Source organism: Halomonas jincaotanensis (assembly GCF_018448785.1).
In the GTDB taxonomy this organism is placed as follows: domain Bacteria; phylum Pseudomonadota; class Gammaproteobacteria; order Pseudomonadales; family Halomonadaceae; genus Halomonas; species Halomonas jincaotanensis.
Window position 1 is genome coordinate 201,791 of record NZ_JAHCLU010000001.1, and the last position, 13,907, is coordinate 215,697.

A 13,907-nucleotide genomic window follows, 5' to 3' on the forward strand; every position below is an offset into this window, starting at 1 on the left:
CGTTTAGCGTCCTTGCCGGCGCAGCATGAAGGCCAGCCGTTGCAGCAGTTGGGTGTCCTGCTCGTTCTTGACCAGGGCGCCGGCCAGCGGCGGGATCGCCTTCACCGGGTCGCGCTGGTAGAGCGCCTCGCGGGCCAGCTCATCGCTCATCAGCAGTTTCAGCCAGTCCACCAGCTCCGAGGTGGAGGGCTTCTTCTTGAGTCCTGGTGCGTCGCGAAGCTCGAAGAACACCTCCAGCGCCTCACCGACCAGCTTGGGGGCAATATCGGGGAAATGGACATCGACGATCGCCTGCATGGTCTCGCGGTCGGGAAACTCGATGTAATGGAAAAAGCAGCGACGCAGAAAGGCGTCGGGCAGCTCCTTCTCGTTGTTGGAGGTGATGACGATGATCGGCCGGTATTGCGCCTTGATGGTCTCGCCGGTCTCGTAGACATGGAATTCCATACGATCCAGCTCCTGGAGCAGGTCGTTGGGGAATTCGATGTCCGCCTTGTCGATCTCGTCGATCAGCAGCACCACGCGCGTGTCCTGGGTAAACGCTTCCCACAGCTTGCCGGGCTTGATGTAGTTGGCGACGTTTTCCACGCCCTCGATGCCCAGCTGAGAGTCGCGCAGCCGGCTCACTGCGTCGTATTCGTAGAGCCCTTGAGCCGCCTTGGTGCTGGACTTGATGTGCCAGGTGAGCAGCCGTGTATTCAGCGTAGCGGCGAGCTCCTCGGCCAGCAGCGTCTTGCCGGTGCCCGGCTCGCCCTTGATCAGTAGCGGTCGCTCGAGAGTCACCGCGGCATCGACTGCCTGCTTCAGGGCATCGGTGGCGATGTAGGAGGAAGTGGAATCGAACGCCATGGGTGTCGCCTCGGCTGGGTCGTCAGGGAATGTCGGGATTCGAACAAGTGTACGGAAGCGGCTGGGTAGCGACTAGTCGGTCCTGCGCTCGTCGCGGGTAGCACGCAGCAACACCCGGTCCATGCCACGAGTCGAGAGCAGCCGCTTCAGGACGGCGAAAAGATGCGTCGGCACGGTGACAGGGTAGCGGGGCTTGGGCCGGCGGCTGTCAAGGGCGTGGAGCAGTTTGGCCACCACGGCGTCGGCGCCGAGCGTGAAGCCGCCGCCAGTGTCCTCGCCGGCCAGGCGCGCCGCGACGGCGCGGTAGGTCTCGGCGTGGTAGCTGTTGGTGACATCGATATGGGCCACGAAGGCCCGGTAGGCGTTCTCGCGAAAGCGGCTTTTGATCGGGCCGGGTTCAATCAGGCTGACGTGAACGCCCGTGCCATGAAGTTCCTGGCGCAGGGTATCGGTCAGACCTTCGAGGGCGAACTTGGAACACACATAGGCGCCCCGATAGGGCAGGGCCGCGAAGCCGAGTACCGAGCTATTATGCACGATGCGCCCGCCGCCTTGCTTGCGCATGACCGGGATTATCCGGCAAGTCAGTTCATGGGTGCCGAGCAGATTGGTCTCCAACTGGGCGCGCAGCACGTCGCGGGTCAGATCCTCCACCGCACCAGGCTGACCGTAGGCGGCATTGTTAAACAGTGCTTCGAGGCGCCCGCCGGTTTGTGACAGTACCGTCTTGACGCAGGCGGCGATGGAGTCGCTCGACGTTAGCTCCAGCTCGACGGCCTCAAGGCCTTCATTGAGCAGTCGGTCCAGGTCGGCCTGACGGCGAGCGGTAGCAAATACCCGCCATCCACGAGCCTTGAGCGCGTGCGCACTGGCATGCCCGATCCCGCTGGAACAGCCGGTGACCAGTACGTTGCGCGTTGTCGCCTCGGTGGTCACGTGCATGGCGTTACTCCTGGTGTCGAGGTCGTCGCTTAATGGAGGTGATGAGAAGCATGCTATGTTCGAGGCGGACCCTTTGTCAGCGGGTGCCCATGACCGCGTTGATGCGCCCGGCGCTGGTTTCATGGAGCAAGATTCAATTTACGTGCGCTTAAATGATGCACTGCAATAAAAAATCAGCCACAATTGGTGCAGATAAACCCGGTCTCGGATACCTAGCCAAGATGCCATACAGACCATCATTCTCACAAGCTACTGATAATTAACGTATTGCGATTTTTTTGGCATGCCAATCGCAATATATAAAGTAAGAAAAGCAAGCACACCGAGCGCTGAAAGCCATCGAGGAGGTCCGTCATGCAGCACAGCATTTGCGCTAACAGACCCAACAATACCACTGCCTCGATCGCTGTTGCCTCATGCTGGAAAGTCATCTTCCTACTGACAGGAAAAATCGAACATGACGGTGCCGGTCAAGGCCACCAACGGCCAGAAGCCGACCCCAACGTCAACGTCGCCATGTAGCATCGGGCGATACACCGAGTGAGCTGGCGTGCTCCTCCTGGCCCCCTCCGGGGGGCCTTTTTTATGTGCGCTATTCGGTTCCGCCAATCGCAATACAACTACCTTACCCACTCACCATCGAGATCGAGCAACCTTTAAGGGCTTTGAGCACCCAGCCGCAGCCTGCACTTCTGGCGATTTCGCAACGCTGCGTTCGCCACCGCACGGTGAGGGCGTGCCGAAAGGGTCATGTTAAAGATGAGCGTGGCAAAGGAAATGCCTAAACAAGGACGTTGCGCTGTGCGCTGCAAGGGATGCAGCGCCCATTTTTTAGTGGGCTGACTGTTCGACAGTATTTCGTTCTTCGGCCCGCGCTTCTAGGCTTCGCCTCTGCTTGTGGTATCGCCAGTCGACTGCAACGCGACAGGTGCGAAACCTACAGGAGGCCTTCATGACCGGGGACGAACGCCGCAAGAACATCTTCGTGATCGGATTGGATAAATTCCACGAGCGCCAGCTCGAGTCCGTCCAACACGCGGAGCGCTACCACTTTCATCCGCTTCTCCCCTACGAGGAAGTCGTCACCCCCGATCGCTATGACATGCAACGCCTGATCGGCGACGCAGTTCAGCAACTCGAATCCTTCGACGGCGCCATCGACGGCGTGATCGGTCACTGGGATTTCCCGACGACCTCACTGCTGCCGATCCTCAGTCGCCGCTTCGACCTACGGACGCCGACGCTTGAGGCCACGTTGCGCTGCGAGCACAAGTACTGGAGCCGCATCGAACAGGCACGCGTGGTGCCGGAGATGGTGCCCGCCTTCGACGTCGTCGACCCCTTCGACGACGACGCCTGGGAGAAGCTCGAGGTCCAGACGCCGTTCTGGATCAAACCCGTCAAGGCATTCTCTTCCTACCTCGGCTTCCGCGTTGACGACCACGATGATTTCGAGGAGGCGATGCGCCGGACCCGGCAAGGCATCGGCCTGATCGCCGAACCCTTCGATTGGGTTCTCGAAGAAGCGCGTGACATGGGTGATCTTCCTCACGTAGGAGGACGTCACTGCATCGCAGAAGCCTTCATCGGCGGCCATCAGTGCACGCTCGAGGGCTACGTCTTCGAAGGAGAAGCCATCATCTACGGCGTGATCGACTCGATCCGGGGGAGCAACTGCTCGAGCTTCCTACGCTACGAATACCCTTCCGAGTTGCCGAAAGAAGTACAGGAACGGATGAGCGACGCCACCCGACGGATCATGCGCTCCATAGGCTACGACAACGGCTGCTTCAACATCGAGTTCTACTACGACGACGAGACAGACGGGCTGAAGGTCCTCGAGATCAATCCGAGACTGTCGAAATCGCACTGTCCGCTATTCCACCTGGTCGCGGGGGCCAGCCATCACGAGGCCGCCATCGGAATCGCCATCGGCAGGCCTCCCGAGTTTCCGCGCCATGACGGCGAGTATCGTCACGCCGCCAAGTTCATGCTGCGACGCTTCGAAGACGGTATCGTGCAGAGCCTGGCCTCTCCCGAAAAGGTCGAACGAATCGAGCGCGACCATCCGGGCGTGTTCATCAAGCTCGCCGTCGAACAGGGGCAACAACTCTCGGATCTGCCACCCCAGGACCAGGACAGCTACAGCTACGAGGTCGGAGTGATCTTCGTCGGCAGCCACAGCCGCGAGGAGCTTCGCGAGAAGTATCTCGAGATCCTGGACGCCCTGCACCTCGAGTACGATGACGGCAAGGGTGACGCTGCAGTTGACGCTGCTCCGTGATAAAAATCGTCGACGAGTTCGAGCACAGCGTCGAAGAGTCCCGCAACGTCTGGATCCCCATGGCCGAGTGAACCCGGCTGGCGGCGCGCATCATCCTGCCGTTCGTGGATGAAGACTTCATGGCGCTGATCGACTGCCAGCTGGGGCTCTTTTAAGCCTTTCGGGCTCTTCTGAATTCTTTTGGACTTCAGCCAGCTTCATTCGGCCTTGGCGCCCAGCGTGCTGAGCCTCTGGAGCCATTTCTCGCGGGCCGCGTCGCTCGTGCCCTCGATACTGCCGACAAGGGTCTCGCGTACCGGCGAAAACCCCACGAAGCCCAGTATGTTGCGCTCCAGTGACTTGACGCTGTGGGCACGATAGAGATGGCGATAGACCAGCGCGGGCATGCCCATGGTCACTACCACCCGCGCCGAGCGCCCGGTCAGGCCCTTCTTGCCCAGCGGGTTGCCTTCAACGTACTCGAAGGCGAACCCGGGGCGCATGACCTGCTCGAGGAAGGCCTTCACCAGCGCCGGCATGTCGCCGAGCCACAGCGGGAAAACCAGCACCAGATGCTGGCACCAGCGGATGGCGCCCTGCGCTTCCTGCAGGCCGGCGGGCAGGTCGCCATCCTGCCACGCCCGCTGACTCTCCAGCAGTGGCACATCGAGGGCGGCGATCTCGACCAGGCGCACTTCATGGCCGTTGGTCTCGGCGCCCTGGCGATAATGCTCCCCCAGCGCGTGGCAAAAGTGCGGAATGTGGCGGTCCGGGTGTCCTTGCAATATCAGAATGCGTTGCGCCATGCGAAAGCTCCTTTCTCCCTTTCCGCCAGCATAGCGGCTGATTCGCCACCTGGGCTTGATTGGCATCAGGCGTCGTGCGAATCCCGGCATGGGAAGGGTGATTAGCTCGCCGTGCTCTGGGCCGACTGTGGATGCTTGCCAAACTGGAGCTCGGCCAGGTGACGGTAGAGCGGGCTAGTCTCGAGCAGTTCGGCATGACGGCCTGCGGCCACCAGCTTGCCGCCTTCCAGTACCAGCAGGCGGTCGGCGGCGATTACCGTCGCCAGGCGATGGGCGATCACCAGGCTGGTGCGGCCATGCATCAGGCGATCGAGCGCCTGCTGCACCAGGCGTTCGCTCTCGGCGTCCAAGGCGCTGGTGGCTTCATCGAGCAGCAGGACGCGCGGGTCCTTGAGCAACGCGCGGGCAATGGCCAGGCGCTGGCGCTGGCCGCCGGAGAGCTGTACGCCGCCGGGGCCGAGCGGGGTATCGAAGCCGCGCGGCAGGGCATCAATGAATTCCAGCGCGTTGGCATCGCGAGCCGCCTCGCGCAGCTCCTCCAGGCTGGCGTCGGGCTTGCCGTAGCGCAGGTTCTCGGCGGTAGTGCCGGTGAACAGTGTCGGTTGCTGTGCTACCAGCCCCATGGTGCGGCGCAGCGAGCGGGGGTCGAGATCGCGCAGGTCGATGCCGTCGAGCCGCAACTGGCCGTTGTCGGGGTCGTGGAAGCGCAGCAGCAAGGCGAGCAGGGTGCTCTTGCCGGCGCCCGACGGTCCCACCAGCGCGACCCGCTCGCCAGGACGAACATGCAGGTCGAGCGCGTCGAGGGCAGGCTGCTCGCGGCCGGGATAGGTGAAGCTGACGCCCTCGAAGCGAAGGTCGCCGTCGACATGCGCGGGAAGCTGAACGGGGGTCGGGGGGGCATGTATGCTCGATTGCGTGTCCAGCAACTCCAGCAGGCGTTCGGCGGCGCCCGCAGCGCGCTGCACATCGCCGGCGACTTCGGCCAGAGTGGCCACGGCGCCGGCGGCCAGCACGGCGTAAAAGACGAAAGCCGAGAGTTCACCCGCCGTCATCGTGCCGGCCAGCACCGCCTGGCCGCCTTGCCAGAGCATGACCCCCACGGCCGTGAATACCACCAGCATGGCGATGCCGGTCAGCCAGGCGCGCTGGCGGGTGCGTTCGACGGCGCTGGCGAAGGCCTCCTCGACGCGCTGGCCGTAGTCCCGACGCTCGATGGGCTCATGATGAAACGCCTGAACGGTGCGGATGCCCGCCAGGGCCTCGCCGGCGTAGCGACCGAGTTCGGCCACGCGGTCCTGACTGAAGCGCGACAGCCGCCGCACCCGACGGCCATACCAGAAGATCGGCAGCACCGTGGCGGGGATGCCCACCAGCACGATGGCCGAGAGCCACGGCTGGGTGACCAGCATCAGTGCCACCGAGCCCACCAGCATCAGCAGGTTGCGCACCGCCAGCGAGAGCGAGGAGCCGATCAGGCTCTGCAGCACGCTGGTGTCGGCAGTCAACCGCGAGGAGATTTCGCCCGCTCCGCCGCCCTCCTCGCCGCTGGCCTCGAAGAAGCCTGGCTCGAGATCGAGCAGATGATCGAAGACCCGACGGCGCAGGTCGCCGGCCAGGCGCTCGCCGATCCAGGTGACGAGGTAATAGCGCAGCGCCGAGGCCATCGCCAGTACGCTCACCACCGCCAGGAGCATCCCCAGCGACTGATTGAGCCGGGCGCGGTCTTCGGCGAGAAAGCCCTGATCGATCACCAGCCGCAGGCCCTGACCGAGCACCAGTACACTGGCCGCCGCTGCCAGCAGGGCGACGCCGGCCAGCGCCAGCCGCCAGCGGTAGGGTCGCAGGAAACCCAGCAGGCGCAGCAGAATTCGCGGATCGGGAGGGGAGGACGAAGAAGAGGAGGGCATCGGTCGCCTCGGCAATGGGCTAGAACGGAAGGAAAGGCACCCTATCAGTGTCCCGTGTCATATGCATGAGGAAACCATTGGTGTTCTACAACCGCATGGTGCCCGCCTCGGAGGCCTTTCTGCCTTAGCCGTAAAGGTCGCGTGGAGGCAATGCCGGCTTCGCTGTCTCGCCTAGCGTGATTCACCATGTTGCCCCGACAACCCCACGTCGTCCGTGCTCACACGCCGAACGGGTAGGTGTCGGGAATGTCTTCCTTCTGCCAGGCATCGCCCCTATCGAAGGGGCTCACGGCCGCGGTCTCGTCAAGGTGGAAGATGCCGTCAAAATGCGCGGGGAGCGAGGCGCGAAAGTAATGACTCGCTCGTTCCGTCTCCGGACGATAGATGACCCCGATGGCTCGCTCGAGCAGTCGCGCCTTGAGCGGGTCGGCTCGGTTCGACTCAAGCGGCAGGTAGAAGCGGTCGAGACCGCTCTGGTGAAACAGCCGCTCGTAGCTGTCTGCAAGCGAAGGACGCACCCAGCGATGCTGGACCGGTGCGTCCCAGTCGCGGGCGGCCGAGACATGCCCGGTATGGGTCGTGAAGCCGATCAGCAATACCTGCCGATTGCCGAACCGCTGGCGTGCCAGCTGGCCGACGTTGTGCTGCTGACGGCCCCAGCCCATCTCGGTACCCCGGGCATCGCCGAGGTGTGAGTTGTGCGCCCACACCACCACCTTGCCTTTCCGCCCCTGATGGATGAGGTGGTAGTGCAGCTCCTTCAGGGTGTCGGTCATATGCTCGTCACGCAGGTTCCAGGTGTCGACCCGGCTGGTGAACATGGCCCGGTAGTAGGCCTCGGCATTGACCACGACCCTGGCGTTCTGCTCGGCGAAGAACTGCTCGGCCACGGCGCGGCGGCCATCGGCGTCGAGGTAGTCAGAGGCCTTGTTCATCAACCCGGTCAGCAGCTCGATGCTCGCTTCCTCGCAGGACGGACTCAAGCCGAACGCCACATTGCGGCCGTAATGGAAGGGGTCGCCGCGATGGTCGAGACAGGCATAGCCGCGGCGGGCCCGCTCGGCCTGTTCGGGGTCGACGCCTTCCAGATAGGCGATGACCGCCTCGGCCGAGCGGTGCAGGCTGTAAATATCCATGCCGTACATGCCAACCGATGCGGCGTCTTGTTGTCTTTCGCCCACCTGTGGATCGTCGAGGCTGGCATTGTAGTCGCGCAACCAGAGGACGAAATCGCGTACCTCATCGTTGCGCCACATCCACTGCGGAAAACGCTGGAAATCGTCGAAGGCCTCGAGGAGGGTGTCCTGGCTGTCGCCCGTCACGAAGCGATTCAGGCGCAGCATGTCGGGCCAGTCGGCTTCGACGAGCACTGCCTCGAAACCCTTGTCCTCGATCAGCCGGCGGGTGATCTCGGCACGCAGCCGATAGAACTCGGCCGTGCCATGCGAGGCTTCACCGAGCAGCACGAAGGGCCGGTCGGCGACCTGGTCGAGAAGGGGATCCAGATCGCTGGGGCGTTCCACCAGGCGTGTCGCCAGCTGGCGGACACAGGCAAGCGGTGTGGTCATACGCGCCTCCCCTTGCGTTGTATCAGGCTTCGTTACCTCAGTCATCGAACCCGTGCATCGAGTTCAACTGTCGAGTTTAGCCATCAGTTTCAGTCATCAGATTCAGCCATCAGGTTCAGGTTGGCAGGGCATCAGTGGTGTCCTGCAGGGCCAGCCGGATGGCGTCCTCGACGCGCTCGATCCAATAAAACACCAGTTGCTCGCGGGCCATCTCGGGAATGTCCTCCCAGTCGCGGCGGTTGCGGGCCGGCAGCAGCACGGTGCGGATGCCGGCCCGCTGGGCGGCCAGCACTTTCTCCTTGATGCCGCCCACCGGCAATACCAGCCCGCGCAAGGTGATCTCGCCGGTCATGGCAAGATCGGCGCGTACGCAGCGTAGGGTCAGTAGCGACACCAGCGCCGTGTACAGGGCCACGCCAGCGCTGGGGCCGTCCTTGGGAATGGCGCCGGCGGGCACGTGCACGTGGATGTCGGCCTCGTTCACTCGCTCGGCGTCTACGCCGAGCGCGGCGGCGTTGGCCTTGATGAGGCTCAGCGCCGCCTGGGCGCTTTCCTTCATGACCTCACCCAGCTGGCCGGTCAGAATCAGTCGGCCACTGCCCTGGGACTGGCTGGCCTCGATAAACAGGATATCGCCACCCACCGGCGTCCAGGCGAGTCCGGTGGCCACACCGGGCACGCTGGTACGCATCGCTACCTCGTTCTCATACCGCGCCGCGCCCAGTGGCTCGCGAAGATCGTCGACGTCGGTGACGCTCGATTCGAGGGTGCCCTCGGCGATGCGTACGGCCACGTGGCGTGCCACTGCTCCAATCAGCCGCTCGAGGTTGCGCACCCCGGCCTCGCGCGTGTAATCGCTGATGATGCGGTGCAGGGCGGCATCGGTGATGTGCCACTGGTCCGCGTCGAGCCCGACGGCCTGGCGTTGACGCTGGACGAGATAGCGCCGGGCGATCTCGACCTTCTCCTGCTCGGTATAGCCCGGCAGCTCGATCACCTCCATGCGGTCGCGCAGCGGACCGGGGATCTGGTCCAGCACGTTGGCGGTGCCGATGAACATCACGCGGCTGAGATCGAAGGGCACACCGAGGTAGTTGTCACGAAAGGTGCTGTTCTGTTCCGGGTCGAGCACTTCCAGCAGAGCGCTGGAAGGGTCGCCCTGGATACCGGCGCCTAGCTTATCCATCTCGTCGAGCATGAACACGGGGTTGCGGGTGCCGGCCTTGCGCAGCGCCTGGATGATGTTGCCCGGCAGGGCACCGATGTAAGTGCGCCGGTGACCGCGGATCTCGGCCTCGTCGTGAACCCCGCCGAGACTCGCACGTACGAATTCTCGCCCCATCGCCCGTGCGATACTTTGCCCGAGCGAGGTCTTGCCGACTCCGGGCGGGCCGACGAAGCACAGGATGGGACTCTTGCCCTCGGGGTTGAGCTTGTGCACGGCCAGGTGTTCGAGGATGCGTTTCTTGATGCGCTCGAGCCCGAAATGGTCGGTGTCGAGGATGTCGCGGGCCCGGGCGATGTCGATGTGTTCCTCGCTCAGGGAGGCCCAGGGCAGTTCCAGCAGCCAGTCCAGATAGGTGCGCGCCATGGCGTACTCGCCAGCGCCCTCTGGCATGCGCGCCAGGCGTGCGAGCTCCTTGCGAGCCTGGGTCGCGACCTCGTCGGGCATGTGGCAGGCATCGATGCGCGATTCCAGCTCGCGAATCTCTTCGGCTTTCTCGTCACCCTCACCGAGCTCCTGCTGGATGGCGCGCAATTGCTCGCGAAGTACCACCTCGCGCTGGCGTTCGCTCATCGTTTCATGAGTGCGCTGGCTGATCTTCTGCGACAGACGCAACACCTCCACGCGGTAATCGAGCAGGTGTTGGACCCGTTCCATTCGGGCCCTGAGGTCGAGCAGTTCGAGAACCTCCTGCTTTTCACCGATCGGTAGGTCCAGATAGCCGGCGATGGTGTCGACCAGCAGGCCGGGATGGTCGATGGCGCGCAGGGCATGGCCGAGTTCCTGGGGGATCTGTGGCAGCAGCCCCAGGGCCTCCAGTGCCTTGTCGCGCAACGTCAGCATGTGCGCCTCGATTTCCGGGTCGTTGGGGTGGTCCCGCACGTGGATGTGCTCGACGCGAGCCAGAAGGAAGGGGTAACCGTCGATGAAGTCCAGCACGCGAAAGCGCGACTGGCCCTGGCAGACCAGCCGGTGACCGTCCTCTCCGGCGACGTATCGCAGCACCGAGGCCATGGTGCCGACCCGATACAGCTCGTCGGGGCCGGGGTCGCTGGCGTCAGGGTCCTTCTGCAACAGCAGGCCTAGCGAGCGTCCGCTCTTGACGGCCTCCTGCGCACCGGCAATCGTCTTGGGCCGGCCCACCGTGATCGGCATCACCAGTTCCGGAAACAGCACGACGTTGCGCATCGGCACGATGATCAGCACATCATCGGGAAGGGATGGCGTGCTGGGGGACTCAGGTGCTGTTGAGGGGGTGTCATCGCTCATGATCTTGCCTCATCCGTCAGGCCAGACGGAGGTCGAGATGCAGACAACCGTCGATCCATTGGCGTTGCTGAAGGGTATAGCGACCGTAGGGGAGTATCAGGCGGCGCTCGAAGTGCCCGAAGGGGATCTCCAGGCGCTGGACGGTCAAGCCCGGCACCGCGTCGGGAAAACGCCGCCTGGCATGTACCGTCAGATGGCGTTCGGCGAGCTGGATCTCGATGGATTCTGCCTCGACACCGGGCAGGGCAATGACCAGCAGGATGCCCTCGGACCACTGGTAAACGTCCACTGGGGGTTCCCAGTTGGGTATCGTGGAAGAGGGGCCCGGGCGGTAGAACTGACGATGCAGGCGCTCCGCTCGGTCGAGCATTTCACAGGCATCGGCCCACATCAGGCGTTCGAGTCGACGTGACGGCATGTTCCCTCCATGGGCTTCGCCACGAATGTGATGGTTGATTGTGAAGATAGGCAGGACAGAAGAACCCAGCAATGCAATCTACTGCTGGTGTCCCGAAAAAGCGCCAGGCGAAAGCGACATCGATTGCGCCAGGTCAAACGTCAAACGAATTTATGTCCGTCAACGCACGGAAAAGGCCAAGGAACATAACGACTTTTCTAGGCTTACAGAACACACTACTACACACGATTTGGCGAGGACCTTCTCCGCCACTATGAACAAAGGAGGCACGACGTGTCAGATTCGCTTTCGCTGGGCTGTGCCCACTGCAGTGCCATCAATCGTGTCAATCAAGCCCGGCTCGAAGATCGTCCGCGATGCGGTAAGTGCAAGCGCTCGTTGTTCACCGGCGAGCCTTGCGAGCTCAAAAGCGCTAATTTCAATGCCCTGGTGGAGCGCAGCGAGCTGCCCATCGTAGTGGACTTCTGGGCCAGCTGGTGTGGTCCCTGCAAGGCGATGGCGCCGGTCTTTGCCGCGGTGACGCGCGAACTGGAGCCACGCATACGCTTCGCCAAGCTTGATACCGAGGCTGAGCCAACCTTGGCCGGGCGATTCGCGATACGTAGTATTCCAACGCTTATCGTGTTCCGAAAAGGGGTGGAGACAGCCCGTCAGCCAGGCCTTTTATCGGAGCCGCAACTTCGTCAGTGGTTGGATCCACATGTGGTGTGACAGAGCTAAGCTGATGTTGAGAGCGTCTGCCGTGGCCTAGCCAGCTTCCGACTACCACGCAGTTGCGGCCGTTTGCCTTGCCTTCATAAAGCGCTTGGTCGGCGCGCAGCATCGCTGCATCGAGTGCTGCTTCACCGGGTTCCACGCAGCCGACGCCTACCGTGACCGAGAGCGAGAAGGGGGGGTCGATCATCGGCAATGACAGCTCGGCAACCGTGATACGCAACCGCTCGGCGATGTCGGTTGCTGTGTTTAGGTCGGCATTGGGCAGGGCGATGACGAATTCCTCTCCGCCGTAGCGACCGATGATGTCTGTCTCGCGCAATACCGTTTGACAGCACGCCGCGACGCTTGCCAAGACACAATCGCCCGTCGCATGACCATGCTGATCATTGAGGTTCTTGAATAGATCGATATCGACCATGCACAGCGCCAACGGTGTCTTGTCGCGTTGTGCACGCTTCAATTCATGTTCAGCCAACTCGAAGAAACGGCGACGATTGGCGATGCCGGTCAGATGGTCGGTGGCGGCCAGATGACGAAGCCTGCCTTCCAGCTGACAGCGTTCCTCGATTTCGGCCTGGAGCCGGTGGTTGGCTTCGCGTTCGGCGACCAATGAGGCGAACTGCTCGCGACGTAGACGGTTAAGTTGCGTCATCGTCAATCCGCCCAGCAGGTTGAGTAATGCAAGCAACAATAGGCTCGTCGCCATCATGCCGTTGGAAATTGGGCTCCATAGCCACATGGCTACGATGAAACCCACCACCATATAGGCGTTATTGATCAGTACCCAATGCCAGCGATTTGGTATGAAGAGATACAACACCATGCTGGCGGCAACCGCCGAGGCGAGATGCACACCCGTCAATTCGGGACGGGTGGGAATCGTTACCAGCAGGCCGCTGATGGCCAGCAGGCAAACCACATTGACGGGGGTAGTGCGCTGCGACAAAGCGGGGCGTTGCCACGCCGCCCATGATAATAGCAAGCAGGCCGACATCACCAACAGCCGTATGGCGAGCAACACCAGAAAGCTCTCGCTGAACCCCAGGAAATGATACTCCGCCACACTGAAGGTCAGCAGCAGCCCTGCAGACACTAGCATCGCATATCGCATCTGGCAGGCGTCATGGGTTTGCATGGAGCGTTGATACGCTATTTCGACATCCGTATCCCGAAACTCGGTCCGCCAGTTCAGACGGGAGTTTGTCCGGGTATCCTTGCACCCAGCAGCCATCAGTTCCCTTCCTCGAGGGGCGCCGCCCATTGGCTTGACGATGGAGCGCGCTTTCCCTTCAGTTTGCGTTTTTTGGTTTCTTTTTCTGGTTTCTTGTAGCGACGAATTGCCGTTCCCCTGCGTAAGGAAAGGCTGATTCGTGAGTAACTATGGTAGCTAAAGGCGGGTCTTGCCAGTCATTCGGGGCAGCCTACGTCGACTGTAAGAAATAGCTTACTAAGGGAGTATGAGAGCGTTGTTAGGCATGACTCAGCCTTTGTCATGCGGGCTGGCTAATTTATATATTCGAATAAATTACTTACCCATGTGAGTGTTGTAAGGTCCACTCGACGAGGCGATTCAGCTGCCCCAGCGGCGCTTTAGCTGCTCACGAAGCTGCTTGGGCACTTGCTTGATGATCAGCCGGTCCTGTGTGTCGTCGTATTCGACACTTGAGCCGAGCAGGTGAGAGTCGAAGCTGATCGATACACCGGCGGCACGACCGGCAAAGCGTCCGAACTGGGTCAGAGTGCGCTTTTGGGGAGGGATCACCTCGAGCAAGGTGCGTGTCTCGCCGGTGGCATCGATGCCTTCTTCCGCTCCCAGCCGCTCGGCCAGCCCTTCCGCAAGCTTGCGACCGCCTCGGTCGTGGGTCCATGAGAGGTATTGCCGTGATGGCGAGTCGCTGCGCCATTTGGTCGGCTTTTCGAGGCGATGGGCGATGCAGTGCAGA

At 62.3% G+C, this 13,907-nt stretch carries 11 protein-coding genes and 1 pseudogene; 3 read left to right on the plus strand and 9 right to left on the minus strand.

What is annotated here, in order from left to right:
* Nucleotides 1-3: 3 nt before the first annotated feature.
* Both KG088_RS00955 and KG088_RS00960 read right to left on the minus strand, forming a co-directional pair.
* On the minus strand, nt 4-849 hold the full coding sequence (locus tag KG088_RS00955; RefSeq protein WP_213823613.1) for an AAA family ATPase: 846 nt from the start codon (nt 847-849) through the stop codon (nt 4-6).
* Between the two features lie 72 nt (nt 850-921).
* The gene (locus KG088_RS00960; protein WP_213823614.1) at nt 922-1,791 is read right to left on the minus strand and encodes an SDR family oxidoreductase; all 870 of its coding nucleotides are present in this window, start codon (nt 1,789-1,791) and stop codon (nt 922-924) included.
* A gap of 354 nt (nt 1,792-2,145) precedes the next feature.
* Here KG088_RS00960 and KG088_RS00965 point away from each other — a divergent pair, with 354 nt between their 5' ends.
* Together KG088_RS00965 and KG088_RS00970 are read left to right on the plus strand one after the other, a co-directional pair.
* Entirely contained in the window at nt 2,146-2,313 is a 168-nt protein-coding gene (locus KG088_RS00965) for a hypothetical protein (protein WP_213823615.1), read from the plus strand.
* A 430-nt stretch (nt 2,314-2,743) separates the two neighbouring features.
* A complete protein-coding gene (locus KG088_RS00970) occupies nt 2,744-4,075 on the plus strand; it encodes an ATP-grasp domain-containing protein (protein WP_213823616.1) in 1,332 nt (443 codons plus the stop codon).
* 197 nt (nt 4,076-4,272) lie between these two features.
* Here KG088_RS00970 and KG088_RS00975 read toward each other — a convergent pair whose 3' ends face one another.
* The 5 genes from KG088_RS00975 to KG088_RS00995 form a co-directional block, all read right to left on the minus strand.
* Nucleotides 4,273-4,860 carry an NAD(P)H-dependent oxidoreductase gene (locus tag KG088_RS00975; protein ID WP_213823617.1) on the minus strand — a complete coding sequence of 196 codons (588 nt, stop codon included), beginning with the start codon at nt 4,858-4,860 and terminating at the stop codon, nt 4,273-4,275.
* A gap of 101 nt (nt 4,861-4,961) precedes the next feature.
* On the minus strand, nt 4,962-6,767 hold the full coding sequence (locus tag KG088_RS00980) for an ABC transporter transmembrane domain-containing protein (protein ID WP_213823618.1): 1,806 nt from the start codon (nt 6,765-6,767) through the stop codon (nt 4,962-4,964).
* Between the two features lie 218 nt (nt 6,768-6,985).
* Nucleotides 6,986-8,335, minus strand: a complete 1,350-nt coding sequence (locus tag KG088_RS00985) for an erythromycin esterase family protein (RefSeq protein ID WP_213823619.1) — start codon at nt 8,333-8,335, stop codon at nt 6,986-6,988.
* A gap of 115 nt (nt 8,336-8,450) precedes the next feature.
* Nucleotides 8,451-10,829, minus strand: coding sequence for an endopeptidase La (gene lon / locus KG088_RS00990; RefSeq protein ID WP_213823620.1), 2,379 nt, complete (start codon nt 10,827-10,829; stop codon nt 8,451-8,453).
* A 16-nt stretch (nt 10,830-10,845) separates the two neighbouring features.
* Nucleotides 10,846-11,247 (minus strand): Hsp20/alpha crystallin family protein, encoded by a 402-nt coding sequence (locus KG088_RS00995; RefSeq protein WP_213823621.1) that lies wholly within the window; start codon nt 11,245-11,247, stop codon nt 10,846-10,848.
* A 273-nt stretch (nt 11,248-11,520) separates the two neighbouring features.
* Here KG088_RS00995 and trxC point away from each other — a divergent pair, with 273 nt between their 5' ends.
* On the plus strand, nt 11,521-11,958 hold the full coding sequence (gene trxC, locus KG088_RS01000) for a thioredoxin TrxC (protein WP_213823622.1): 438 nt from the start codon (nt 11,521-11,523) through the stop codon (nt 11,956-11,958).
* Here trxC and KG088_RS01005 read toward each other — a convergent pair.
* Both KG088_RS01005 and KG088_RS01010 read right to left on the minus strand, forming a co-directional pair.
* Complete coding sequence (locus KG088_RS01005) at nt 11,864-13,225, minus strand: GGDEF domain-containing protein (RefSeq protein ID WP_213823623.1); 1,362 nt, start codon at nt 13,223-13,225, stop codon at nt 11,864-11,866. The genes trxC and KG088_RS01005 overlap by 95 nt on opposite strands.
* A 309-nt stretch (nt 13,226-13,534) precedes the next feature.
* Nucleotides 13,535-13,873 (minus strand): annotated as a pseudogene (locus tag KG088_RS01010) (nucleoid-associated protein); the annotation flags it as partial.
* Nucleotides 13,874-13,907: the final 34 nt, after the last annotated feature.

Coding starts and splice junctions, on each gene's coding strand:
- KG088_RS00980 (WP_213823618.1), bottom strand. CDS start 6,767: ATGCCCTCCTCTTCTTCGTCCTCCCCTCCCGATCCGCGAATTCTGCTG.
- KG088_RS00985 (WP_213823619.1), bottom strand. CDS start 8,335: ATGACCACACCGCTTGCCTGTGTCCGCCAGCTGGCGACACGCCTGGTG.
- KG088_RS00970 (WP_213823616.1), top strand. CDS start 2,744: ATGACCGGGGACGAACGCCGCAAGAACATCTTCGTGATCGGATTGGAT.
- KG088_RS01005 (WP_213823623.1), bottom strand. CDS start 13,225: ATGGGCGGCGCCCCTCGAGGAAGGGAACTGATGGCTGCTGGGTGCAAG.
- KG088_RS00960 (WP_213823614.1), bottom strand. CDS start 1,791: ATGCACGTGACCACCGAGGCGACAACGCGCAACGTACTGGTCACCGGC.
- KG088_RS00955 (WP_213823613.1), bottom strand. CDS start 849: ATGGCGTTCGATTCCACTTCCTCCTACATCGCCACCGATGCCCTGAAG.
- KG088_RS00995 (WP_213823621.1), bottom strand. CDS start 11,247: ATGCCGTCACGTCGACTCGAACGCCTGATGTGGGCCGATGCCTGTGAA.
- KG088_RS00975 (WP_213823617.1), bottom strand. CDS start 4,860: ATGGCGCAACGCATTCTGATATTGCAAGGACACCCGGACCGCCACATT.
- KG088_RS00965 (WP_213823615.1), top strand. CDS start 2,146: ATGCAGCACAGCATTTGCGCTAACAGACCCAACAATACCACTGCCTCG.
- lon (WP_213823620.1), bottom strand. CDS start 10,829: ATGAGCGATGACACCCCCTCAACAGCACCTGAGTCCCCCAGCACGCCA.